Source organism: Aureimonas fodinaquatilis, assembly GCF_008369445.1.
GTDB classification, from domain to species: Bacteria; Pseudomonadota; Alphaproteobacteria; order Rhizobiales; family Rhizobiaceae; genus Aureimonas; species Aureimonas fodinaquatilis.
Genome location: NZ_VTWH01000002.1, coordinates 1,017,396 through 1,041,001 on the forward strand (window position 1 = coordinate 1,017,396; position 23,606 = coordinate 1,041,001).

22 protein-coding genes are annotated in these 23,606 nt (G+C 56.0%); 11 read left to right on the top strand and 11 right to left on the bottom strand.

Annotated features, from left to right (window positions below):
- Positions 1-49: 49 nt before the first annotated feature.
- Positions 50-547: a RidA family protein gene (locus FPY71_RS11065; RefSeq protein WP_149300296.1), complete on the bottom strand. Its 498-nt coding sequence runs from the start codon at positions 545-547 to the stop codon at positions 50-52.
- Between the two features lie 28 nt (positions 548-575).
- Entirely contained in the window at positions 576-1,592 is a 1,017-nt protein-coding gene (locus tag FPY71_RS11070; protein WP_188052306.1) for an NAD(P)-dependent oxidoreductase, read from the bottom strand.
- A 233-nt stretch (positions 1,593-1,825) separates the two neighbouring features.
- Between FPY71_RS11070 and FPY71_RS11075 the strand changes: the two genes are divergently transcribed.
- The 3 genes from FPY71_RS11075 to FPY71_RS11085 all read left to right on the top strand — a co-directional run bounded on the left by FPY71_RS11075 (position 1,826) and on the right by FPY71_RS11085 (position 4,341).
- Positions 1,826-2,551, top strand: a complete 726-nt coding sequence (locus FPY71_RS11075; RefSeq protein WP_149300298.1) for a FadR/GntR family transcriptional regulator — start codon at positions 1,826-1,828, stop codon at positions 2,549-2,551.
- Between the two features lie 75 nt (positions 2,552-2,626).
- Complete coding sequence (locus FPY71_RS11080) at positions 2,627-3,574, top strand: uroporphyrinogen decarboxylase family protein (protein WP_149300299.1); 948 nt, start codon at positions 2,627-2,629, stop codon at positions 3,572-3,574.
- A gap of 110 nt (positions 3,575-3,684) precedes the next feature.
- Positions 3,685-4,341, top strand: a complete 657-nt coding sequence (locus tag FPY71_RS11085; protein WP_149300300.1) for a hypothetical protein — start codon at positions 3,685-3,687, stop codon at positions 4,339-4,341.
- A gap of 18 nt (positions 4,342-4,359) precedes the next feature.
- Here FPY71_RS11085 and FPY71_RS11090 read toward each other — a convergent pair whose 3' ends face one another.
- Positions 4,360-5,832: an FAD-dependent monooxygenase gene (locus tag FPY71_RS11090; RefSeq protein ID WP_149300301.1), complete on the bottom strand. Its 1,473-nt coding sequence runs from the start codon at positions 5,830-5,832 to the stop codon at positions 4,360-4,362.
- Between the two features lie 241 nt (positions 5,833-6,073).
- On the opposite strand from FPY71_RS11090, the gene FPY71_RS11095 reads away from it, so the two are divergent.
- Complete coding sequence (locus FPY71_RS11095) at positions 6,074-7,195, top strand: baeRF11 domain-containing protein (RefSeq protein WP_149300302.1); 1,122 nt, start codon at positions 6,074-6,076, stop codon at positions 7,193-7,195.
- A gap of 77 nt (positions 7,196-7,272) precedes the next feature.
- Here the strand turns inward: FPY71_RS11095 and FPY71_RS11100 are convergent, their stop codons facing one another.
- The 4 genes from FPY71_RS11100 to FPY71_RS11115 form a co-directional block, all read right to left on the bottom strand.
- Positions 7,273-8,460, bottom strand: a complete 1,188-nt coding sequence (locus tag FPY71_RS11100) for a zinc-dependent alcohol dehydrogenase (protein WP_149300303.1) — start codon at positions 8,458-8,460, stop codon at positions 7,273-7,275.
- Positions 8,461-8,506: 46 nt separating this feature from the next.
- Positions 8,507-9,433, bottom strand: a complete 927-nt coding sequence (locus tag FPY71_RS11105) for a manganese catalase family protein (RefSeq protein ID WP_149300304.1) — start codon at positions 9,431-9,433, stop codon at positions 8,507-8,509.
- Between the two features lie 220 nt (positions 9,434-9,653).
- On the bottom strand, positions 9,654-9,890 hold the full coding sequence (locus tag FPY71_RS11110; protein WP_149300305.1) for a DUF2934 domain-containing protein: 237 nt from the start codon (positions 9,888-9,890) through the stop codon (positions 9,654-9,656).
- A gap of 339 nt (positions 9,891-10,229) precedes the next feature.
- A complete protein-coding gene (locus tag FPY71_RS11115; RefSeq protein WP_149300306.1) occupies positions 10,230-10,439 on the bottom strand; it encodes a cold-shock protein in 210 nt (69 codons plus the stop codon).
- Positions 10,440-10,695: 256 nt separating this feature from the next.
- Between FPY71_RS11115 and FPY71_RS11120 the strand changes: the two genes are divergently transcribed.
- The 5 genes from FPY71_RS11120 (at position 10,696) to FPY71_RS11140 (ending at position 17,594) form a co-directional block, all read left to right on the top strand.
- A complete protein-coding gene (locus FPY71_RS11120) occupies positions 10,696-11,286 on the top strand; it encodes a transglycosylase SLT domain-containing protein (RefSeq protein ID WP_149300307.1) in 591 nt (196 codons plus the stop codon).
- Positions 11,287-11,634, top strand: a complete 348-nt coding sequence (locus FPY71_RS11125) for a VanZ family protein (protein WP_246160357.1) — start codon at positions 11,287-11,289, stop codon at positions 11,632-11,634.
- A 106-nt stretch (positions 11,635-11,740) separates the two neighbouring features.
- Positions 11,741-13,483, top strand: a complete 1,743-nt coding sequence (locus tag FPY71_RS11130) for an ABC transporter ATP-binding protein (protein ID WP_149300308.1) — start codon at positions 11,741-11,743, stop codon at positions 13,481-13,483.
- Positions 13,484-13,577: 94 nt separating this feature from the next.
- Positions 13,578-16,568: an autotransporter outer membrane beta-barrel domain-containing protein gene (locus FPY71_RS11135; protein ID WP_149300309.1), complete on the top strand. Its 2,991-nt coding sequence runs from the start codon at positions 13,578-13,580 to the stop codon at positions 16,566-16,568.
- Between the two features lie 150 nt (positions 16,569-16,718).
- Positions 16,719-17,594 (top strand): D-alanyl-D-alanine carboxypeptidase family protein, encoded by an 876-nt coding sequence (locus FPY71_RS11140; protein WP_149300310.1) that lies wholly within the window; start codon positions 16,719-16,721, stop codon positions 17,592-17,594.
- A 47-nt stretch (positions 17,595-17,641) separates the two neighbouring features.
- On the opposite strand, the gene FPY71_RS11145 is transcribed toward FPY71_RS11140, so the two are convergent.
- Entirely contained in the window at positions 17,642-19,138 is a 1,497-nt protein-coding gene (locus FPY71_RS11145; protein ID WP_149300311.1) for a CoA-acylating methylmalonate-semialdehyde dehydrogenase, read from the bottom strand.
- A 102-nt stretch (positions 19,139-19,240) separates the two neighbouring features.
- Between FPY71_RS11145 and FPY71_RS11150 the strand changes: the two genes are divergently transcribed.
- Complete coding sequence (locus FPY71_RS11150; RefSeq protein ID WP_149300312.1) at positions 19,241-20,122, top strand: LysR family transcriptional regulator; 882 nt, start codon at positions 19,241-19,243, stop codon at positions 20,120-20,122.
- 4 nt (positions 20,123-20,126) lie between these two features.
- Here the strand turns inward: FPY71_RS11150 and FPY71_RS11155 are convergent, their stop codons facing one another.
- The 3 genes from FPY71_RS11155 to rirA form a co-directional block, all read right to left on the bottom strand.
- A complete protein-coding gene (locus FPY71_RS11155) occupies positions 20,127-20,792 on the bottom strand; it encodes a polysaccharide deacetylase family protein (protein WP_188052307.1) in 666 nt (221 codons plus the stop codon).
- 68 nt (positions 20,793-20,860) lie between these two features.
- Positions 20,861-21,745 (bottom strand): WecB/TagA/CpsF family glycosyltransferase, encoded by an 885-nt coding sequence (locus tag FPY71_RS11160; protein WP_188052308.1) that lies wholly within the window; start codon positions 21,743-21,745, stop codon positions 20,861-20,863.
- A 195-nt stretch (positions 21,746-21,940) separates the two neighbouring features.
- Positions 21,941-22,411: an iron-responsive transcriptional regulator RirA gene (gene rirA, locus FPY71_RS11165; protein WP_149300315.1), complete on the bottom strand. Its 471-nt coding sequence runs from the start codon at positions 22,409-22,411 to the stop codon at positions 21,941-21,943.
- A 292-nt stretch (positions 22,412-22,703) separates the two neighbouring features.
- On the opposite strand from rirA, the gene FPY71_RS11170 reads away from it, so the two are divergent.
- Positions 22,704-23,606, top strand: coding sequence for an ABC transporter permease subunit (locus FPY71_RS11170; RefSeq protein WP_149300316.1), 903 nt, complete (start codon positions 22,704-22,706; stop codon positions 23,604-23,606).

A 23,606-nucleotide genomic window follows, 5' to 3' on the forward strand; every position in this document is an offset into this window, starting at 1 on the left:
TATCGTGTCCCGGCGGCTGAGCTGTGCCGGATACATTTCACCGCAACGGTTAGCTGCTGCGAAGCTGGAAAATTGCTTCCATCTCGACCGGCGATCCGCCAGCCAGCGCCACATTGCTCATCCCGATGCGTGCATGAGCCCCGAAATGCGGGCCAAAAACGTCGAGCAGAAGCTGCGAGGCACCGTTGACCACCTCGCCGACATCGGCAAAATCCGGCGTGCAGGAAACCTGGACCGAGATTTTGAAGGCCCGCCAAAGGCGCAGGTCACCCGTGCTCTGGTGAACCAGCGACAGGACATTCAGCATGGTCAGCCGCGCGCACTCATTGCCCTGCTGTGCTGTAACCTCGCGCCCTAGGTGGCCGCGATACAGCGGGCCTTCCGCCGTGTTGGCGATCTGGCCGGAGGTGAAAAGCAGATCGCCTGAACGCCGGGTAAAGCTGAACCAGTCACCACGGGTCTTGCGGGTTTCGAGCTTGAGACCCAAAGTGGCGAGCCGCTCATATGGGTCAAAAACGTCATCAGGGGCCTGAATGGGTAGCATCATTTCCGGTGTCCTCAAGAAGTCGTATGGATCAGTCAGCCCCGAGCCAGCCAGCCCGCAGGGCGGCAGAACGCAGGACTTGCGGGTTGACAAGACGTGGCGGGCGCCGGCGGCGGGCAAACTCGGCTGCGGCCTCAACGGCCGCTTGCCGCTGGATCTGCTGCATTTCGACTGCGGTACCCGCGGTATGCGGCGTTACAAATGCGTTGGGCAGTTTCATAAGCGGGCTGTCTGAAGGTTCGACCTCAAGCACATCCAGGCCAACGCTGGCGATGCGGCCATCACGCACCGCCTCGAACAGCGCGGCTTCATCAATCACGCCGCCGCGGCCGACATTGACCAGCACCGCATCAGGCTTGATCGCCGCCACCAGTTCACGAGAGATCAGACCCGTGGTCGCCGGCGACAGTGGCAGGCAAAGAACGATGACATCAGAGGTTTCGAGAAGCTCGCGAAGGTCAACCCACTCGACACCGGCAAAATAGGCCTGCTCGAACCGGCGGGTGCGCTGATAGCCAAGAATACGACCAACGCGCATGGCCTGCATTCTGGCCGCGACGCAGGTGCCGATCTGGCCCAGCCCCACAATGCCGACGGTTTTGCCAACCAGAGTGCGCGGGCGCGGTACGTCTGCGGCAGGCGCTGCGTCCCAATGCCCTTCCCGCAGGCGGTTCATGTGGGTCAGCGTGTCGGGCCGCATTGCCATCAGCGTCAGCAAAATTGCATGCTCTGCCACCACATCGGCGTTCAGCCCGGCATTGTTGGAGAACATGACACCCGCCTGCGTGCAGGCATCTATGTGCAGCACGTCAGCATGCTCCAGCCCCGAACCGGATTTGTGCACATGCTTGAGGTCCGGGCAGGCCGCAAGAAACTCGGCGTCCACTGGAAAGGTGAGTGGCCAGCGCAGCACCATCGAATCAGCGCCTTGCGCTTTTGCCGTGATTGCCGCGCGGTCGTCCTCATGGGTTGCGAAGAGAACGACATCGTTCCCGGCCAGCAGATTGGCTGCCTCCTCCTTGAGTGTCTCCTCAATGAGAATCTTCAAATTAACTCTCCCGCGCTGTTGCCCCTCACCGCAGATTGGGGGGTGAGGTGGCTGCTACGACTCGAAGTTAAGCGCATTTTTATCGGTCTGTCATCAGAATATATTACAACCTCATATCTTACTGATCTGGCATATCGGTCGGAAGTGTGCTTTATGGTGAACTTGAATCAAGGACTTCCGCGCCGCCGTCCTGTTGGCGAGCGGCCGTTGCCCGTGAGCAGAACGGAGGAACTGTGGCGATCCCATTCGAAACCGAGGCGCTGGAAGCAGCGCCCAGCCTTGCTACAATGTTGACCCGCAAGCTGCGTGAGGAAATTGAAAGCCGGCGCATCAAGTCCGGCGAGCGGTTTCCCAGCGATGCTGAAATCGCCGCCGCTTTTGGCGTAAGCCGAACAGTGGTTCGTGAAGCTGTTTCCAGCCTGCGCGAAGCCGGCCTGATTTCAACCCAGCGCGGACGAGGATCGGTGGTTGTGGCCAATTCGCCTTCACCATCGTTTCGCATCGCCGCCGCGGATCTGGAATCGATGGCCAGCCTGCGACAGCTTTATGAATTTCGCACTTTGATCGAGAAGGAATCGGCATTCCTGGCAGCGCAACGACGCACAGACGAAGACCTGCAAGCCCAGCGCGCCTGCCTTGACCAGGCGGCAGAGGCAAGCGACCTCGATGAATCCATCGAAGCGGATATTGCCTTTCACCTTGCAATTGCTACTGCAGCGCAGAACGAATATTTCTGCCGCGTCCTCAGCACCCTTCGCACCGCGACCATCGCCCGCGCGCTGATGCGCGAAGACCTTGATGAGAATGCGCGACTTGCTCTCTACAAGGGCGAGGTTCAGGACGAACACCGGCAGATTTTCGAGGCAATCCAGCGGCGTGACTCAAATGCCGCGCAGGATCTGATCGAAAGGCACCTTGGCGGTACGCGTCTTATGCAACTGTCCAACAGCCGGGACTGAACGCAAAACACACCCCTCTTTCTCGCCCCGGCGGGGCGCAAGCTTCCAGCTATCGACGAACATCAGGATAGACCAATGAACAAGTTTGAGGCGTTCAAGGCTGCCCTTGCGGGTGGTCAGGTTGATTATGTGCCATCAGGGTTTTGGCTGCACTTCCCTGAAGAAGACTGGTTCGGCCAGGCCGCGATCCGCGCTCACATGGACTTTTACCGCGCTGTCGATCCTGACGTCCTCAAGGTCATGAATGAATATCGTTATCGGATGGACACGCCGATCTCCCGCCCCGAGGACTGGGCAACATGGAAGCCATTGAAAACCAAAGGCGGTTATTATCAGGGCCAACTGGATATCATCAAAGGTCTGGCGGACAGGCTGGGGAGTGAAGTGCCGCTGCTGGCAACCATCCACGGCGTCTATATCTGCGCTTTTCATGGTGGTCGGCGCCCAGAAGCCACCTTCGATATGCCCCATCTTCTGACACAGCACCTGAAAGAATGTCCCGAAGCGGTCATGCCGGCTTTCCGTGCTGTGACTGACTCGCTGATCGAACTGTCACTCGCCTGTCTGGAAGCCGGTGCCTCCGGCATCTACTATAGCTCCATCGGAGGCGAAACCGACCGTTTCGACGAGGAAACGTTCAATCGCTATCTCAAACCTTTCGAAACAGAGGTCCTGAACGAGATTTCCCGCCACACTGATGAGGTTGTGCTGCATGTCTGCAAGCCGCAGCCGCGTCTTGGACCCTATGCCGACTATCCGGCGGCTGCCGTCAACTGGGCTGTGCATGAAAGCAATGTCTCACTGGAAGCCGGTGCCCGGCTTTTTGGCAAGACCGTGTTGGGCGGCCTTGATGACCGCAGCGGCGTGCTGGTGGACGGCACCGACGAGCAGATCCAATCGGCGGTTCAGAAAATTATCTCTGACCATGGACGCCAAGGTCTGATTCTGGGAGCCGACTGCACGCTTCCGACAGAAATCTCGACTGCTCGAATTCGTGCCGCGGTCGACGCCGCGCGCATGTAAAGCGCTTCCGAGAAACGGAAAAGCCTTAACGGCAGAAACTATGATTAAACAGACAGTTACAACGTTTCAGGCAATCGCAGGATTGCATGAAATGGTTGAGGAGCAACAGCATGGCCCTTATCAAGCTTGATCTCGATAATCTTGTGGACCGCCCACCATTGGACCCGGCAATTCTGAACGGTCCCAGCCCGCGGATCACCGGCCGGACTTTCCTGACTTCGGCTGTGCCAGCGGTTACAGTTGTTGCCTGGGGCGCTTCCCCTTATGCGATCCACGCCAAAACGCGTCCCGACTACGAATTTTCCATTCTGTTGCGAGGCCGCTTTACCCTTAGCCTGCCTGAAATTGGCGATGAAGCAATTGCGGCTGGTGACATGTTCGTGCTGCCGCCCACCTGCCTTTACCGCTGGTCGCAATCCGAACCAACGATGAAGTTTGCACTGAGCTACCGCCCTGATGGTGAGGTTAGTCCAGCTCAAAGCTTCACCCCACTGCGCGAAGCTTCACTAACCGCTTCTGGTTCGGGCGAGCAGGATTTGTTCACCAGCCACGACGGAAAAATGGTGGTGAAGCAGGTGCCTTTGGCAGCCGGAGCCGAAATTGCGCACTCCAAGGGCAGCATTGCCATTGGCAAACTGATTTCGGGCAGCATTTCCATCGAAAGTCAGGTTTTGCAGTCCGGTGACTGCTTTGCGCTGGATGCCGCGGATGACCTGAAGCTTCAGGCGCACACAGAGGCTAATCTTGTGATCTGCACCATAGGCTAGCCGCCCCGGTGCACAAATCTATCCTGCACGGCCATTCTGCAGAGACTGAACATAATTCTCTGCCTCATTCCATGCGCCAGTCTTTTCTGACAGCCCGACATAACCATCAGGGCGGACAATGATCAGACCCGTTCCCTGCGGCATGGCACGGGGAACGGCTTCCAGCAACTCCGGATATTTTGCAGTCAGTTCAGCGCCTCGCTCAAGATCAGAGCTGTAAAGCACGAACCGCGGCACTGCGCCTGCGCCTGGTGCGGACCCCGCATAATTGTCCGGCAACCACCGCGAGCCAGATCCAGACCCTTTCGACAATGTGCTTTTGGGATAGGCAATATCAATTTCGCTCATTGTTGAAGCGAGTTTCTGCCTCACTGCGTGCAGCCCCAGCATGAGGTGCATTGCATAGTTTCGAGCTGCTTGCGCCGCCGGATTGGATAAGGTTGCCATGTCTGTCAGGCGCGTTGCGTTGCGCAATACCATCTCACCGACTGCCGAGCGTTCACCCGAATAGCTGTCCAGAAGCGATGGATGTGCCTGCCCACGATGAACCATTGCCAGTTTCCACGCCAGATTGAATGCATCCTGCATGCCGGTATTCATGCCCTGGCCGCCGGCCGGGCTGTGAATATGCGCTGCATCTCCAGCTAGAAAAACCCGGCCACGGCTATAATTGGCCACCTTACGTTCATTGATCCGAAAGTTCGTAAGCCATACAGGGTCCACCAGCCTAACGCCGGGACCGCAGCGTTGGTCAGCGAATGCCTGCACCTCCTCCAATGTCGGGGGAAGTCGCTCATGCTGAGGGTCACTTGCGCCGATGGCAGCAATGATTCGCGCACGTCCCCCGGGAATCGGGAACACAACAAACGGCCCATCATGATGAAGGTAGATGGACAATTCGTCAGACGGTGGTGCGTTGGGACCTTCGATCCGGATATCTGCAATTGCCCAGTCATCGCCTTGAGCAGAGCCGCTGAATTCAAAGCCCAAACCATGCCGAACAGCGCTGTGTGCCCCATCGCAGCCTAACAGCCAGACGGGATGAACCGTTTCCTCACGCCCGTCAGCGTGCAGAAGCTTTGCGTCGATCTCTCCATGGTTATCGGTAAAGGAAACAAGCTCAACCTGCCGCTCAACCGTGACACCATGGTCTTCGAGTTGCTGATTGAGCAGGCGTTCAGTCTGGTACTGGGGAATCATCAGCGCGAAGTTGTAGGCACTTTCGATGTCTTCAAAACTGGGGCGACCGAGAATTTTGCCGCCGTTTCGCATCGAACCACCACGGCACTTCAGGCCAGCATCCATATAGGCCTGGGTTGGACCAGCCCGGTCCAGCAATTCCAGCGTTCTCGACCAGAGCACCAAAGCTCTTGAAGTTTCAGCGGGATGCGAAGCACGATCAATGATCCTGACTTCAAGGCCATAACGCACCAGTTCAAGCGCCAGGGTCAGCCCCACTGGCCCCGCGCCTGCAATGAGAACTTCCGTCACGATGTTTCCCCTCCCCAAACCTGACCCTGAGCATTGACGATGAAACGGAAATGCTATGCCTGAAAAATGCCGACCATGTTGGCTGTTACCGCCGGTTTGACATGCACAAACATGAGATTTGCATCGCCCTTTCTGAAAATTTATCACAATGTTTTCATCCAGCAACAAGGCGGGAGGCCGTTCTGGACTGGTTTTTCTGGCAGGTGAGCTAGATGAGACTGGAGACAGGAAAGGACCGCTTATGCTTCATCTCGATATCCCCACCAGAAATGAATTTTCACTTTTGGCGGAAAAGCGCGCTGATGCGTGTGTTTCAATCTATCTCAAAACATCACCCATTACCGAAAATGTTCAGGCCTCCCGTATTGAACTGAAAAACCTGATCAGGGACGCGCAGAACCAACTTGAAGAAGCCGCTTTTGACAAAAAGCGTCTGGCCGCGTTGGTTGATGGGTTGAATGATCTGCTGGACGATGACGACTTCTGGCGCTTTCAGGCAAACAGCCTGGCTGTCTTTGCCACGCCGGACACCATCCGCACCTATCGGCTTGCAAACGATTTGACCTCCATGGTGCAGGTTTCCGATCGCTTTCATCTCAAGCCGCTGTTCCGCGTGATCACCTTCTCACACTCCGCCTTCATTCTGGCCCTGTCAGAAAACGCCGTGCGGTTGGTGGAAATGAACGCCGACCTTCCGCCTGAAGCAGTGACTGTTCATGACATGCCGAAGGATGCCGCATCAGCAGCAGGAAAATCGACCCTGAATGACCGCTCCATGAGTGGGCGTATTCACGGCACGGAAGGTCTGAATGTGCGGCTTGAACAATATGTGCGTAAGGTTGATGGAGCCCTGCGCCCGGTCCTGGCAGGACGTGAACGACCGCTGATCGTAGCCGCCACCGGCCGGCTCGCCGATCTGTTCAAGCATATGAACTCTTATCACAACACTTTGGACGAAACGATTTCAGACAGCCCCGACCGGCTGTCCGAGGCCGAACTGGCGGCGCGCGCGCGGCCCATTCTTGATGCCAGTTACAAGGCCAACATTGCCGAGATCAAGGCACTGTTCGACAAGCGTACTGGTGAGCGGCGGACCACGACCGACGTTTCGGATGCCGCACGCGCTGCAACGTTCGGAGCCATTCAGACATTGCTGGTGGATATCGATTCAGTCGTTGCAGGCTTTATCGATGATGAAACCGGCGCCGTGACATTTGCTGAAAAAGATGACGCAAAGGCCTACGGCATAATCGACCAGATCACCGCAAGGGCCTTTGGCAGTGGCGCCACGGTGCTGGGTGTCAGACGAGACGAAATACCGGGCGGTGGAGACCTCGCGGCAATTCTTCGCTATCCGTTGTAATTCATTGCGTAGTCATCAGAGCATTCTCGCTGGTCCAAACAGCGAGAATGCTTTCTGTTGCCAGACCTGCCGGTTGGCTATTTTGGGCTGCCGTTCGGCTGCATGACAACCTTGATACAGCCGTCTTTCTTGTCTCTGAATTTTTTATAGAGTTCCGGCCCATCTTCCAGGCCCGCCCGGTCAGTGATGACAAAGGACGGGTCGATTTCACCGGAAACCACTTTTGCAAGCAGCGGCTCCAGATACCGATGCGTGTGCGTCTGACCGGTGCGGACGGTAAGACCCTTGTTCATCAGAGCGCCAAACGGAATTTTGTCCAACATGCCGATGTAAACTCCGGGAACGGACAAGGTGCCACCCTTTCGGCAACACATGATCATCTCTCTCAGCACGTGCGGTCGGTCGGTTCCCAGAAAGGTTGCTGCCTTGACCTTATCGACCACGGCATCGATGGAGCCGCCCGCATGCGCTTCCGCACCAACAGCGTCAATGCACCGATCCGGGCCCCGACCGCCTGTCATTTCCTGCAGCATTTCATAGACGTCAACTTCCCGGAAATCGATGACCTCAGCTTTTCCCACCGTCCACGCCATTTCCAGACGCTCCGGCACGGTGTCTATTGCGATCACACGGCCGGCGCCCAGCATCCAGGCGCTTTGAATGGCAAATTGCCCAACCGGGCCACAGCCCCAAACCGCGACAGTGTCGCCCGGCTCAATTTCGGCATTTTCAGCCGCCATATATCCGGTGGGAAATATGTCGGAAAGAAACAGCGCCTGCTCATCCGAAATTCCGTCCGGCACTTTGATATGCCCGACATCGGCAAATGGCACTCGGAGAAATTCCGCCTGCCCACCTGCATAGCCGCCAAGCATGTGAGAATAGCCAAAAAGCCCTGAGGGTGAGTGCCCCATAGCCTTTGCGGCAATTTCTGCATTGGGGTTGGACCGATCACAGAGTGAGAAAAGTTGCTTCCTGCAGAAGAAACAATCCCCGCAAGCTATGTTGAACGGCACAACTATCCGATCTCCAATGGCCAGATTGGACACCTCCGAGCCCAGCGCGACCACTTCTCCCATGGTTTCGTGGCCCATAATGTCGCCCGCCTCCATGGTGGGCATGTAGCCATCATAGGGATGCAGGTCTGATCCGCAGATCGCGCAGGCCGTGACGCGAATGATCGCGTCACGGGGCCCTTGCAATTCCGGATCCGGCACTGTGTCACAACGTATATCCCCCTTGCCGTGCCAGCATAAAGCTTTCATCAGATGGGTCCTTTACAATTGAACAAATGCTCGCGAACCAATGGGTTCAGCGCGAGGCCTTGTAGAGTTTGCTGGCAATTTCGAACATTTCTTCCGGCGCATAATCCGGAGTGAAAGCAGACGGCACACCCACAAGCTGGGCGATTTTGCCACCGTCGGGGTGACCGTCGATAACTTCCAGCTCGCCCGGAGGATCGTCCGGAAGCGCAACTTCACCATTGCCCCATATGCCGGCCATTTCCTTGTAATCGTCAGGGCTGAATGTGTAGAGGCGGCGGTGGGAACCCTCGTCCAGATATTTCTGGCATTCCGGAATTTTTGAGAGGGGAATATTCGGAGTGGGCAGAAACTTATCCAGATCCACGCCAGTTATTTTGCGCAAGGCCAGCGCATAGGCATGGGCATGAACCGAGCCGCGCACCAGCAGATAGCCGCACACCTCGCGCCCGGTCGGATCGGTCAGGGTTTCGTAAACACGCAATTTGTGAAGACGCGCACCACATTCGAGGTGAAAATTGTGAAGCAGATCGACAACGATATTGCCGGTTGATGTGATGAAATCATTGTTCCATGACACGCCATTGGAATTGACCGGCATGGCACCACCGGCGCCCGAGAGAAACGCGGCCGCATTGCGGATGTCCTTCATCTCCTCAAACGGGGCATTGGAGATATCGCCACCGTCGCCCTTGTCGCCATCAGGAACATCCGGTCCGTTGGCCAGCATCGCCACACCATTGGATACCAGTTCCACGTGGCCAAGCTCTTCCGCGGTGATGGCCGCCACCAGACTGTAAAATGGCCGTAGCTTTGCTTTTGACCGGAAATTGAAGCTCTGGAACATGTAATTTCCCAGAGTGGACATCTCGCCGTATTTTCCGCCAAGAAGCTCCTGTAGCGCCGCTGCCGCATTGGGATCGGCCCGTTTCGGCGCAGGCAATTCAGCCTGTAGTTTATCAATTCGCATAAACATTTTTGTCGCCTCCTTTGAAGTGAGGCTAACGACGCCTTGTATAGACTGTTCCTAAAACGGGGTGCGGCGTTTTAACTATGTCCGCCTTGCAATACTTTTACCAAATATATTTCAGTCAAAATATTAAAAGCCAAAAAGCATTTCCGAGAATCTGACTGCGAAAATGCTTTTTGTTTATGGAAACCTTGGCTCGAAGCCATCAGAGCTTTCGGCAAAGTAATTACGGGCCGTCCCTCGTCAGTGTCTTTGGCTTTTTCGTCGTACCCAGATCCTTGACTTGGGTTGCGTCCTTGACCTTCTTGCTCCGGACGGACGGCGGTTTGGATTTTTTTTCGCCGCCTTCCTGCTCACGACAGGCCTGCTCCCAATGATCGAGATCCTTGCCCTCGGGTTCACCTTCCGATTGCCAGATTTCATAAGCACGTTTTTTCAGTTTCGTCTGCAACTCGCTTTGCATCAGTTCCTCCTTGGACGAGCCGGACAACCGCTTTGCGAGATACCAATTTACGATCTCCAACGCGGGCACGCAGGCTCAACTGAGCGAGCTGGAGAAAGTTCCGACATCTATGCAACTCCGCCACTTCGCCGCAGGCTTGACCACAGGCCAAAGGTTAAAAGTGGTGTTGCCAGAACAATGAACACTCCGCTGATCGGCTGAGAAACAAAAACTATCAGGTCTCCCTGAATTGAGAAGCATGGCTCTTCGAAAATTCTATTCGTGTGATAGGCAAAAAAAGGCCGGGCATAATGCCCGGCCTTAACAATTGCGGCTATATCAAATAGCGGCTGAAACTGATTAGACAGCCTGAAGATTGTCAGCAGCGCTCTTGCCCGAACGACGGTCCGTGACAATTTCGAAGCCGATCTTCTGACCTTCAGTCAGTGGCTGAAGGCCAGCGCGCTCAACTGCAGTTGCGTGAACGAAAATGTCCGCGCCGCCGTCGTCTGGCGAAATGAAGCCGTAGCCTTTGGTGGTGTTGAAAAACTTAACTGTTCCTGTCGTCATGACGATGCCCTTTCAATGACATTACCAAACGCCCACTGTGCCGCGTGCACAGCGATGCAAAGTCGAATTTGAGAAAGAAGATCGTCTTAGAGAGAGACCAGCAAGCCAAATCGATGCGGAATGTATAGACGCATCGGGGACAGTTTTCAATATCTGACAGATCGCTGTGTTGCGGCCTCAAAAATTAACTTCATTGGAAAATTCCTAACGTTGGTGGAAACCCGTTGTTAAGGCAAACTGACTAACCTTGTGTCCCATGAAAGTTCACGCAAAACAGCTTCTCTTGGCCAGTATGCTGCTCGCACTGACCAGTTGTGCAACAGCCCCGCCGACAAACACTGCAAATTCGTGCGCCATCTTCCAGCAGCGCGGCGGTCTGGTGAACAATTGGCGTGACGCGGCAGAACGCACCCAGCGTGAATTCGGCGTGCCGGTGCCGGTTCTCATGGCGACGATTCAGGCCGAGTCCAACTTTGAACAGCATGCCCGCCCCGCGCGAACCAAGCTGATGGGCTTCATTCCATGGAAGCGCCGCTCCACCGCTTATGGATATGCGCAGGCGCTGGATGGCACGTGGCGTGAATATCAAAAAGCAACAAGCCGCCCGTTTGCCAGCCGATCAAACTTTTCCGACGCGGTTCATTTTGTGGGCTGGTACCACAACAACAGCAACCGACGGAACGGCATTGCGCGCAACGACACATACCGCCTGTACCTGGCCTATTACCATGGCCATGCTGGTTATGCCCGCGGCAACTGGCGCAACAACACCCGCATTCAACAGGCCGCACAACGCACCGCCAGAATGTCGGATCGTTACGCTGCCCAATTGCAGAACTGCCGCTAGATGACGCTGTCGTTTCTAACCCGCAGTGCTGCCTGGTGTGCGCTTTTTGCCGTGGCTTATGTGACACTCAGTCCGATTGAGTTGCGGCCTGTCAGCCCGGTCCCTGTGAATGTGGAGCGACTGCTTGCATTTTTGATCATCGGTGCGCTGTTCGGCGCGGGTTACTGGCGCAAACTCATTCTGGTTCTGGCTCTGATTGTGCTGGTTGCCGCCGGGCTGGAATTTGCCCAGGAATTCGTGCCCGGCCGCCACGGGCGGGTTTCGGATTTTGCATTCAAAGCCGTGGGCGCAGCTCTTGGCGCGGCTGTTGCCGCACTTGCGGTGAAATGGCTGGCTGAACGCCGCTGACATGAAGGCCTTGTCTCTTTGACAGCGGTGGCCGCGCTATGTCCTTGTTTTACAGAATTTTCCGGCGCATAGCCGTAGCATAAATTTTCAGACAGTCGGTGCTGGCATGCTCACGCGTTTCTTTTCATATTATGGCCCATGGCGCGGCCTTTTCTTTCTGGATTTTGGTTGCGCGGTGCTGGCTGGCCTTCTCGAACTGGGTTTTCCAATTGCCATCAAGCTTTTTATCGATGAGCTTCTGCCCAGCGGTCAGTGGGGGTTTATTCTTGTAGCCTCGGTTCTGCTGCTGCTGCTCTATGTTCTGAACACCGGCCTGATGGCCGTGGTGACCTATTTCGGGCACATGCTTGGCATCAACATTGAAACTGAAATGCGCGCCAAGGCCTTCGACCATTTGCAGAAACTGTCCTTTGGCTATTTCGACAACACCAAAACCGGCCATCTGGTAGCCCGGTTGACCAAGGATCTGGAAGAGATTGGCGAGGTGGCCCATCATGGTCCCGAGGACCTGTTCATCGCCATCATGACGTTTATCGCCGCCTTTGTGCTGATGTTGTTTGTTCATCCGCAACTGGCATTCATCACCGCCGCTGTTGTGCCGTTCGGCACATGGCTGACGGTGCGTTATGGTTCGCGCATGTCTGACACATGGCGGGCAATTTATCGCAGCGTTGCCGATTTCAACGCACGAATTGAAGAGAATGTTGGCGGCATTCGCGTCGTCAAATCCTTCACCAATGAAGATTATGAGCGCCGGCTTTTCGCCGAGGACAACCAGCAATATCGCACACGAAAGCTGGATGCCTATCGAATCATGGCTGCCAGCCAGTCGCTCAACTACATGTCCATGCGCCTGACCCAGTTGGTCGTTATGGTTGCCGGCACCTATTACGTGCTGCAAGGCAACCTTTCCATAGGCGGTTTTGTGGGTTTCCTGCTGCTGGTCAATGTCTTCTTCCGGCCGGTTGAAAAAATTGCCGCGGTCCTGGAAACCTATCCCAAGGGCATAGCCGGTTTTCGCCGCTATCTGGAGTTTCTTGATACATCGCCCGACATTGTTGACAAGCCGACAGCCAAAGAACTGGCCAATTTGAAAGGCGCTGTCAGCTTCAGCGATGTGCACTTTTCATACCTGCCCGAGCAACCCGTGCTGCGCGGGATAGACCTGACCATTCGGCCCGGTGAAACGGTGGCCTTTGTTGGCCCTTCCGGCGCGGGCAAGACCACCATATGCTCACTGGTACCGCGCTTTTACGACGTGACCTCTGGCGCAATCCTGATTGATGGACATGATATTCGCGATGTCACCATGACATCCTTGCGTCGGCATATCGGCGTCGTCCAGCAGGATGTATTTCTGTTTGGCGGCTCTGTGCGTGAAAACATAGCCTATGGCAGGCTGGACGCAACTGAGGCGGAAATTGTTGAAGCCATGCAGCGCGCCCATCTGGAAGACACGGTTGCCGCCCTGCCTGATGGCCTGGACACGATTGTGGGCGAACGCGGTGTGAAACTTTCCGGTGGGCAAAAGCAGCGACTGTCGATTGCCCGGATGTTTTTGAAAGACCCGAAAATTCTTATTCTTGATGAGGCCACATCGGCGCTGGACACCGAAACAGAGCGGGCAATTCAAGCCGCACTGGCCGAGCTTTCGCAGGGACGAACATCGCTGATCATCGCACACCGGCTGTCCACCATTCAACATGCAGACCGAATAGTGGTGATAGATAAGGGGCGAATTGTCGAACAGGGCTCACATGAAGACCTTTTGAGCCGCGAAGGTGCCTACAGCCGCCTGTCGAAAGCTCAGGCAATGAAGATTGAGGAAATTTCGCTACAGTTGCAATAAACCGTTAATTCGCCAGCGCGCAGTGCATTGCCTGCAAGACCAAATTAACTATCATGCCACCTGGGGTTGATTTCGAGTCATAGGGCAATTCAAAATGCGGCATAGAAAACGCCAGTGCGTGCGCGCCGCTTTTATTGCCGCCGTGCTGCCCGTGGTTCCCGCATTTGGCCAGACAGCACCCTTTGTCGTTCAACCGGAAGACATCTTCCCCTCACCTGATCCATTTGAAATTCTGGCAACAGACGTTCTGGAATTCAGCGGCACCGAAAGCGCCGGCAGCCAATCCATCACCCGCAATACGGGCGAACTGGTGCTGTTTCAGGATGATTCGACTGCGGCCGATGCCAATATAACGATCAACGGTGGCGGAGCCGCCCGGTTTGAAGGCCGGGCGGTTGCCGGAGATGCCAGAATTACCAACAATTCCGGGTTGGAATTCACCCAGCAGGCCAGCGCAGCCAGTTCAGCGCTTGTGAACAACGGCGATGGCTCCATGCGCTTTTCCGGCAGTGCCACCGCTGCCGATGCCACGTTGGAAAACAGCGGCAGACTGCTGTTCACCGATCAGGCCAGTGGCGGCAACGCGTTCATGACCAACAACCAATCAGGCCTGATCGTATTCGCCGGCTCCTCACAGGCAGGCAGCAACCTTTTGGCCAATAGCGGCAGCGTGCTGTTTGCTGGTGCCAGCTCAGCGGCAGGGCGGTTCATCGTCAACAATGCCGGCGGGCAGCTTACCTTTGCCGGAGCCAGCAATGCAGGTTCCGCAGACATTGCCAATAATGGCCTGTTGGACTTTGCCGGATCGGCTTCCCTGAGCACCGCAACGATTGTCAACAATGGCAGTGGCACTCTGCTGTTTTCTGAAGAATCGACTGCTGGTCTGGGCGATATTTCAAATGCCGGGCTGTTGCAGTTTTCCGGAAACAGCCGTGCCGGGCAAGCCATCATCCTGACGCAACAGGGTGGGCGCACGCAGTTTCAGGAAAATGCCTCTGGCGATCTGGCTCAGATGCGCATTGAAGACAATGCGATCGTCGATTTTTCCGCTCTGACCAATGGCGGCACAAGCGTCGGCTCATTGCTTGGCACGGGCCAGGTCTATCTCGGCAGCAACACCCTGACCGTCGGCGGCAACAATCTGGATACGGCCGTTGGCGGCTTGTCAGACGGTGGCATTGCCGGTGGTGTTGGCGGGTCGCTGATCAAAGTTGGCGCGGGCACACTCCGTTTGCAGAACATCAACGACTATACCGGCGAAACCCGTATCGCTTCCGGCGTGTTGCAGGCGGCCGGTGCCAATGTCTTTGCCCCGCGGTCCACGGTTATCGTCGGCGCTGGCGGTATGCTGGATGTTGCCGGGTTCGACCAGCAGATTGGCGCATTGGCTGGCGATGGACTGGTTGAACTGGCTGCCAACACATTGACCATCGGCAGCAACAACCAGTCATCGCTGTTTGCAGGCACTTTTCTGGGTGCGGGCGGCATTCGCAAGATTGGCAGCGGCACGCTTCAGGTCACCGGTGACAGTGCCATTTTCGGCGCTTCATCGGTTGAGGGCGGAGTGCTGCAACTTGATGGCAGCCTTGCCCTTTCACCCCTGGCAATTGGCACTGGCGCGCGTTTGACCGGCATCGGAATGGCAGGGCCAACAACGATTATTTCCGGGGGAACCGTGGCCCCCGGCCCCGGAATTGGCACATTGTCATTTGCCGGACCGCTGACGCTTTTGCCGGGTGCATTTTACAATGCTGATGTTGCAGGGGCCGTCAGTGACACACTGCAGGTGGCCGGAACAGCGCAGATTGACGGAGCCGTGCTGGCTGTAACTCTGGATGGTTTGCTGCAGCCGGGTGCATTTTACCCGATACTGCAGGCAACGGGCATCAGTGGTACGTTCGCGACGTCGATAGCCGAATTGGCATTTCTGACGCCGGTGCTGACCTATTCACCGACCAATGTCGTGCTGAACTTTGATCGCAACTCTGTCAGCTTTGCTGATGTTGCCCTGACGCGCAACCAGCGCAACGCTGCTGCAGGTCTTGAGTCTACCGGCGCGTGGAACACTGCGTATCTTGCAGTGCTTTCCGGCGATGCCAGCAATGCCCGACTGGCATTTGACCAGCTATCGGGCGAGGTGCATGCAGCAACGCAACTGGCCCTGATCGACTCCAACCGGCTGGTACAGCGGACAATGTCCCGGCGACTAGACCCGGCTGCCGGCCGCAATCGCAGTTTTGACGCTGTACCGGTGCTGTCATCCGTGGAGGCGTGGGCCGCGGGCAATTATGCCAGCGCGAATTACGATGGTGACGGCAATGCCTCAGGCTTCAGTGCGGATGCTTCAACCGGTCTGATAGGCCTCGATGCGCAACTGGCCGGCCAGTATCGGCTGGGCCTTCTAGCTGCATATGGAGAATCGACCCTGCGACTGGACACGGGCTCTTCCAGGGCGCAGGCCGACAATCTGTTGCTGGGCGTTTATGCCGGGGCTGACTGGAACAATTTTGAGTTGAAGGCCGGCGCGTCCTACGGTTTTCATGATATCACAACCAATAGAACAATATCCTTCGCCAATTTTGCTGACCAGGTATCGGGCCAGTATAGCGCCAACACGGCGCAGGTTTTTGCTGAGCTGGGATATCGTTTTGCTGCAGGCGCTTTGACACTCACCCCATACGGTGCGGTAAACTATATTCACACCAGCACAGATGGCTTTGCTGAATCCGGTGGCGATGCCAGCCTTTTCGGGCAGAGTCAGGACAGCGGCGTTACCATTGCCACTCTGGGCGCGCGTGCATCTTTGCCCATTGCGCTTTCCTATTCAGTTCCTTCACGTTTGTATGGTGAAGTGGCCTGGCATCTGGTGTCGGGTGACACCACCCCTGTCAACATGCTGGCGTTCGCTGGCGGCATTCCCTTTCAGACAGCAGGCACGCCCTTGCCCGGCAATGTCGTTTCTGTTCAGGCTGGGATAGACGTTAATCTGGCACCGGCAATAACGATTGGCCTGAATTATTCCGGAGACTTTTCAAGCAGTTTCAATTCCCACAGCGGTATGGTGGATTTTAATTACCGGTTCTAGAACAGCAATGTTTCTCAGCCGGATTTACAACCCGGCCCGGTGCGGGCACACATCCTGAAGCAATTCCCGTTGAAACGGAATCGTTTCATGGGCACGACGGTGAGACAAGACGTTAGAGCGTTAGGCGATTATTTACGCCACGGAAGCAGCATGACATTCATGACCAAACTGAACAAAAGCCGTTTGCCGGCACTCTGGCTGATTTTGACACTGGTTGGCCTGGCAGGCTGCCAAAGCACCGAAGTGCTGTCCATCAACACCACACCCGGCACCTCCCCCACGGTTGTTGCCGTTGCGCCGGTTCAGGAGCGGGGTTATTCGGAACTGGTACTGGATGCGGGCACTGGCAAAATTCTGTGGCAGGAAAATGCCAATGAGTTGCGCTATCCGGCATCTCTGACCAAGATGATGACGCTGTATCTGCTGTTTGAGGCAGTGGAAACGCGGCGCATCACGCTGGATACGCCTTTCACGGTTTCCGCTCATGCGGCAAGCATGCCCCCTGCCCGTCTGGGATTGCCGGTCGCCTCCACCATTACGGTAAGAGATGCCGCAACTGCGCTTGCTGTCCGCTCAGCCAATGATGTTGCCGCCGTTGTGGCCGAACATCTGGCCGGATCAGAAGAAGCATTTGCAAGGCTGATGACAACGCGGGCGCGATCTCTGGGCATGACACGCACCAATTTTGCCAATGCATCCGGGCTGCCAGACCCGGCGCAGGTTTCCACCGCACGCGACATGGCGTTGCTGGCACTGGCGTTGCGCAGCCGCTACCCCGCCTATCAGAGCTTCTTCAAGCTTGAGGAATTCCGCTATAATGGCCGGCGCTATCAAGCCACCAACAAGCTGTTGGGCAGCGTAAACGGGGTAGATGGCATGAAAACCGGCTATATCCGCTCTGCCGGGTTTCATCTTGTCGCCACCGCACAACGCGGCAACCGCCGCCTTATAGCGATTGTCATGGGTGGCGAAACAGGAAAAGCCCGGAACGATCGCGTTACCGAGCTTTTTGATCAGCATTTCTGATGCTGGACTACGGGGACAGCACAGCCTGTCCCCGCAGCTAATGAGCCTTACTTCATCACCGGCATGGAGAATTCGGCACCGGACTTGATGCCCGACGGCCAGCGGGTGGTGATGGTTTTGGTACGGGTCCAGAAGCGGATCGAATCCGGGCCATGCTGGTTCAGGTCGCCGAAGGAGGAGCGCTTCCACCCGCCGAAGGAATGGTAGGCCAGCGGGGTTGGGATAGGAACATTGACCCCGATCATGCCGACATTGACGCGCGACGCAAAGTCGCGTGCCGCATCACCGTCTCGCGTGAAGATCGCAACACCATTGCCGTATTCATGCTTCATCGGCAGGTCCAGCGCCGCTTCGTAATTCTCGGCCCGAACAATGGTCAGAACCGGGCCGAAAATCTCCTGACGATAGATTTCCATGTCGGGTGTTACATTGTCGAACAAGCATGCACCGACGTAAAAACCATCCTCATAGCCCTGCAGACTGAAACCGCGGCCATCAACGGCCAGCGTCGCGCCTTCTTCGACGCCTTTGTCAATCAGTTGCAGAATTTTCTGCTGGGACGCTTTGGTAACAACCGGGCCAAAGTCGGCAGTCGCAACGGTGTATGGCGCAATTTTCAGCTTTTCAACGCGGGGAATCAGCCGTTCCATCAAGGCGTCTGCGGTGGCCTGGCCAACGGGAACTGCCACGGAAATAGCCATGCAACGCTCGCCCGCAGAGCCGTAGCCCGCGCCGATCAACGCATCTGCCGCCTGATCAAGATCCGCATCCGGCATGATGATCATGTGGTTCTTGGCACCACCGAAAGTCTGGGCACGCTTGCCGTAGCGCGCGGCTTCGCCGTAAACATAGGCGGCGATTGGCGTGGAGCCGACAAAAGATATGGCGCTGATATCCGGATGCTGAAGGATACCATCCACCGCTTCCTTATCGCCGTTGACAACGTTGAGAATGCCTTTCGGCAGACCAGCCTCAATCATCAGTTCGGCAAGGCGCAGCGGCACCGAAGGGTCACGCTCGGACGGCTTGAGAATGAAGGCATTTCCGGCGGCAATGGCCGGAGCAAACATCCACATGGGAATCATGCCCGGGAAATTGAACGGGGTTATTCCCGCACCAATGCCAACCGGCTGGCGCATGGAGAACATGTCGATGCCCGGCCCTGCGCCTTCGGTGTATTCGCCTTTTTGCAAATGCGGGATGCCAATGACAAATTCACAGACTTCCAGCCCGCGCTGAATATCGCCCTTGGAATCTTCCACTGTCTTGCCATGTTCCGCAGACAGAAGCTCCGCCAGCTCCTGCATATTGGCGTTCAGCAATTCCACAAACTTGATGAAAACGCGCGAACGGCGTTGCGGATTTGTTGCTGCCCAGGCTGGCTGCGCGCGTTTGGCTGAATCCACTGCTGCCTGCAGGTCGGCAGGACCGGCCAGATCCAGCAATCCGGAAACCTGCCCGGTTGCCGGATTGAACACCTCAGCCGTGCGACCAGAGGTTCCGGAAACACGTGCGCCATCAATAAAGTGCGGAATATTGCCCATCAATTTCAATCCTCCAGAAAGTTGCTTAAGGCTTGACCGGTTGGTGACTTTATTTCAAGATCACTCAACGCGAAATCGTTGTGCAAAAATTGAAGTGCCGCTATGGACTGGGATGATCTGCGAGTTTTTCTGACCATAGCGCGCACCGGGCAAATTCTGGCCGCAGCCAAACGGCTGGGGCTGAACCATGCAACGGTTGCCCGCCGCCTTGACCGACTTGAAAGCAAGCTGCATGCGCGGCTGTTCACCCGCCGTTCCACTGGCTGCGAGCTGACCGATACCGGTGCCGCGCTGCTGCTGCGGGCAGAGCGAATAGAGGCTGAAGCCCTTGCGGCAGAGTCATCCTCCGGTGATACCGCATTTTCACTATCCGGAACGGTGAGAGTGGGCGCCCCTGATGGTTTTGGCACGGCTTTTCTGGCACCCAGATTGTGGCGACTGAGCAAGGACCAGCCACAGCTGACCATTCAGCTTGTGCCAATGGCACGCGCCTTTTCGCTTTCGCGCCGCGAGGCAGATCTGGCGATTACCATTCAACAACCTGACCAGGGGCGGCTCGTCTGCCGCAAGCTGGTGGATTACGGGTTGGGTCTCTATGCCGCCGCCGACTATCTGCGCGAAAACCCCGCCCCTCTTTCGGTGGAAGATCTGGCGCGACACAGGCTGATCGGCCATGTGGAGGATCTGGTTTACAGCCCGTCACTGAACTATGCCGAGGATGCAGGGATCAACCTTTCTTCCACCTATGAGGTGTCATCTGCCATTGGCCAGCTGGAAGCAGTGGCTGCGGGTGCGGGCATTGGAATTCTGCATCATTTCATGGCGCGCGGGCGCGCCAATCTGGTTCCGATCCTGCCAGACATCAACATCGGCCGGACATATTGGCTGGTCTTTCACCAAAGCACAGCCAATATTGCGAATATACGATTTGTTTCAGACGCAATCTCGGCACTGGTGCAGGCTGAAAAAGCCTGCTTCCAATAGCCCGTTACGCGGCCGCTGCCTCGCGGTGTTCTTCTGCCGGTTTCTGCAGACCGGCAAGACTGGTATCAACAATGCGCCAGCCATCCATTGCACCATCGCACAACGCAGGAAACAGCCACGCCGGATCACCCGATTCGACCTTGACGCGTGGCAGATTCAAAAGGTCCTGAGACGCGCTGCCCGAAACTATCGGGCCATGCAGGCTGGAAAATGCCGTTGTGTATCCGGCTTCCCTGACGCATGCCACAACTTGCGGCGTAATGTCCTTCTTCGTACCAAATGGATAGGCAAAAGAATTGATTGCAACACCCAACTCGTTTTCAAGGACAGACTTGGACTCAACCAGTTCCTGCAAGGCTTCGTCCCGCGACAATTGCCCGAAAGAGCGATGCGAGATCGAGTGCGAGCCGATGGTTATTCCTCCGGTCTGAATTTCACGCAGCTCGCTGAAGCTCATCAGGTCAAAGCCTTTCGGTTGACCGGAAAGGGCATAAACCACGGAAGGAATGCCATAGCGTTGCAGGATCGGCATGGCGATGGTGCGAACCGTAGGGTCACCATCATCAAAAGTCACAAGAACAGAGCCGCATTTCAGCTCTGCATTGCCTGCAGCAAAGGCCTCAACCTCTGCCAGCGAAACCGCGCGGCCCGACTTTGCCAGATAGGCCATTTCCTGCTCAAACTGGTGAGCGGAAATTGTAAATGGCGCGTGGACCCCCTCACCGAACCGGTGATAGGTCAGGACGCGGATCTGGGGTTCTGATGATCGAAAAACCCGTCCAGCGACGCTTCCCCCTCCGCCGAAGACCATTCTGGCAGCTTTTTTGGCAAACCATCGACTTGATGCAATACTTTGTCCCGACATTGCACATTCTCCTCAAGCTCGAAAAAAGCTTTCCTGTCAGCGCGTGCGTAACGGATAGCTCTGAAAATATAGATTGGATTTCCAATAAGATATCGGCGCGCCTTCCAGGGCTGCCGTAACATGAGATGCACCCACTCAATACCCATGCGGCGCATCCAGAGAGGTGCCCGGTCAAGAGCCCCGCTCCAATATTCAAACAAACCACCGACACCGATCATCAGAGCACCGGGCACCGACGATCCGTATTGGTCAATCCACCGCTCCTGCAACGGATTGCCCATGCCAACCAGCACAAGGTTGGCACCTGAAGCATTGATGGCATCGACCACCGTCTGGCTCATGGTGTCGTCCAGGTAACCATGATGGGCGCCGACCACCTGAGTGTTCGGGAACAGTTCGCTGACACGGTTCGAAATGGTTTCAATTCGCGCTGGCGTGCTGCCAACCAGAAAACAACGCAAGTTCTTGCCGGAGGCCAGAATCAGCGGGATCAGGTCAGTTCCGTTCACGTTATCAAGCAGGTTTACGCCACGAAAACGCGCAGCCCACCGCACTCCGGTGCCATCGCCATAAATTCGATGGGCACGCGAAAGAACGGTTCGGTATGCTGGGTCGGAGCTGGCAAAATTCAGAGTGTGAGCGTTGACAAAATATATCGAGCTCGCACCGCCCTCCTGGATCTGCGCAGCAATATAGTTTTGCGCAGCCTCCATGGTCTCATTGGCAATTGCCACTCCCAGTATGCGGCAGGTACTCACGATCTTGCGGTCTCCGAAAAATCGGGTCGCAGAACGCTGCCCGACGCCGGGTAACAATCGCATTTCAGATCGAAGACAGGAAGCGCACCAATTCACCGACTGGATAGCTACGCCACTATCCTTTCGGCTTAATCACTCCCTATTCATTTTACTGTGAGGAGCCGCACAGGCCGGAATCTGCGCGGCAAAACCGCCTCAGCCGGCAACAACCTGCCGCCCCGGAGCAGCGTCCAGATGAATTCCCAGCCGGTGGCGAATTGCGCCCTTGTCACCAACCAGCGACTCGATTGTGTGCTTGTCCAGAGAGTTCAGGAACACGTTCAACGCCTCCCTCAAGGCAGAATTCAACGCGCAACTATCGACCAGCGGGCAATCGATGACACCTGTTTCGAAACATTCGGCCAAGGAAAAGCTTTCCTCGGTGACAAGCACCACCTGCCGCAGAGTTATGTCCGACGCTGAACGCGCCAGCCTGATTCCCCCGTTTCGACCACGGATCGTCTCAACAAACCCGGCTTCAACCAATGGCTGCAGAATCTTGAACAGGAAAAGCTCGGAGACCGAATAGGCTGCGGCAATTTCACCCACCCTGCTGAGTCTGTCGCCATTGGCGGCACAATACATCAGCATGCGTACTGCGTAGTTCGTCTGGCGAGTAAGCCGCATAGAAACCTCCGAGGCTTGCCTTTGAAAGGCTGGCAGAGCCGTTATTAGAACAGTTCCAGAAAATTTGAAAGCGTCCGGGTTAATGTATGATGAAAAACCGGAGTCTAACACTCTTATTTTCGCGCCTCTTTGTCGCTTGAAGAATCCTTAAAATGATATAGGAAGCAGGTTTAATTGAGTTGATCGAAGCTATAAAAAATGCTGCAGTTTCGATCATGCTTCATAAAGAGGCGAATTGACCTGAAGCGTGGGTGAGGCGCGCTTTCGGTGAGAGGGGAGACACAACAACAACATGGATTACTTTTTTCAACAGCTCATCAACGGGGTCACCCTGGGGTCGATCTACGGGCTGATCGCCATTGGTTATACGATGGTCTACGGCATCATCGGGATGATCAATTTCGCACATGGCGAAGTTTTCATGATCGGCGCGTTTATTGCTCTAACGACATTTCTTGTTCTTATTTCATTCGGCCTGGCATTCCTGCCTCTCATCCTTCTCATCATTCTGCTGGTGGCTATGGGCTTCACCGCGCTATGGGGCTGGACAATCGAGCGGATAGCCTATCGCCCTCTTCGCGGCTCATTCCGCCTTGCACCGCTTATCACCGCCATCGGCATGTCCATCTTCCTGCAGAATTTCGTGCAAGTTACGCAGGGCGCTCGCGTCAAGCCGCTGCCACCGCAAATTCAGGGCAATATCCAGCTGTTTGGTGGCGTACAGATCTCTTACATGCAGATCGTCATCATCGTGCTGACGCTGGTTCTGATGACAGTGTTTTCACTGGTTATCGCTCGCACTTCCCTGGGCCGCCAGCAGCGTGCGTGCGAACAGGATGCCAAAATGGCTTCCCTGCTCGGCGTCAACGTTGATCGTACGATCTCGCTCACATTCATCATGGGCGCTTCTCTGGCATCCGTGGCCGGCCTTATGTACCTCCTCTACTACGGCGTTATCGACTTTTACATCGGCTTCCTGGCTGGCGTTAAGGCATTCACCGCCGCTGTTCTGGGCGGCATCGGCTCACTTCCCGGTGCGATGCTGGGTGGATTGCTGATCGGATTGATCGAGACATTCTGGTCCGGTTATTTCTCGGTTGAGTACAAGGATGTGGCCGCCTTCTCCATTCTGGCCATTGTGCTGATCTTCCTGCCTTCCGGCCTTCTTGGTCGCCCAGCCGTAGAGAAGGTCTGA

What these genes read in the sequence shown, in the direction of transcription:
- FPY71_RS11065 (WP_149300296.1), bottom strand. Translation starts at nt 547, where the DNA reads ATGATGCTACCCATTCAGGCCCCTGATGACGTTTTTGACCCATATGAG.
- FPY71_RS11080 (WP_149300299.1), top strand. Translation starts at nt 2,627, where the DNA reads ATGAACAAGTTTGAGGCGTTCAAGGCTGCCCTTGCGGGTGGTCAGGTT.
- FPY71_RS11085 (WP_149300300.1), top strand. Translation starts at nt 3,685, where the DNA reads ATGGCCCTTATCAAGCTTGATCTCGATAATCTTGTGGACCGCCCACCA.
- FPY71_RS11095 (WP_149300302.1), top strand. Translation starts at nt 6,074, where the DNA reads ATGCTTCATCTCGATATCCCCACCAGAAATGAATTTTCACTTTTGGCG.
- FPY71_RS11100 (WP_149300303.1), bottom strand. Translation starts at nt 8,460, where the DNA reads ATGAAAGCTTTATGCTGGCACGGCAAGGGGGATATACGTTGTGACACA.
- FPY71_RS11105 (WP_149300304.1), bottom strand. Translation starts at nt 9,433, where the DNA reads ATGTTTATGCGAATTGATAAACTACAGGCTGAATTGCCTGCGCCGAAA.
- FPY71_RS11110 (WP_149300305.1), bottom strand. Translation starts at nt 9,890, where the DNA reads ATGCAAAGCGAGTTGCAGACGAAACTGAAAAAACGTGCTTATGAAATC.
- FPY71_RS11115 (WP_149300306.1), bottom strand. Translation starts at nt 10,439, where the DNA reads ATGACGACAGGAACAGTTAAGTTTTTCAACACCACCAAAGGCTACGGC.
- FPY71_RS11120 (WP_149300307.1), top strand. Translation starts at nt 10,696, where the DNA reads ATGAAAGTTCACGCAAAACAGCTTCTCTTGGCCAGTATGCTGCTCGCA.
- FPY71_RS11125 (WP_246160357.1), top strand. Translation starts at nt 11,287, where the DNA reads ATGACGCTGTCGTTTCTAACCCGCAGTGCTGCCTGGTGTGCGCTTTTT.
- FPY71_RS11130 (WP_149300308.1), top strand. Translation starts at nt 11,741, where the DNA reads ATGCTCACGCGTTTCTTTTCATATTATGGCCCATGGCGCGGCCTTTTC.
- FPY71_RS11135 (WP_149300309.1), top strand. Translation starts at nt 13,578, where the DNA reads ATGCGGCATAGAAAACGCCAGTGCGTGCGCGCCGCTTTTATTGCCGCC.
- FPY71_RS11140 (WP_149300310.1), top strand. Translation starts at nt 16,719, where the DNA reads ATGACATTCATGACCAAACTGAACAAAAGCCGTTTGCCGGCACTCTGG.
- FPY71_RS11145 (WP_149300311.1), bottom strand. Translation starts at nt 19,138, where the DNA reads ATGGGCAATATTCCGCACTTTATTGATGGCGCACGTGTTTCCGGAACC.
- FPY71_RS11150 (WP_149300312.1), top strand. Translation starts at nt 19,241, where the DNA reads ATGGACTGGGATGATCTGCGAGTTTTTCTGACCATAGCGCGCACCGGG.
- FPY71_RS11155 (WP_188052307.1), bottom strand. Translation starts at nt 20,792, where the DNA reads ATGGCCTATCTGGCAAAGTCGGGCCGCGCGGTTTCGCTGGCAGAGGTT.
- rirA (WP_149300315.1), bottom strand. Translation starts at nt 22,411, where the DNA reads ATGCGGCTTACTCGCCAGACGAACTACGCAGTACGCATGCTGATGTAT.
- FPY71_RS11170 (WP_149300316.1), top strand. Translation starts at nt 22,704, where the DNA reads ATGGATTACTTTTTTCAACAGCTCATCAACGGGGTCACCCTGGGGTCG.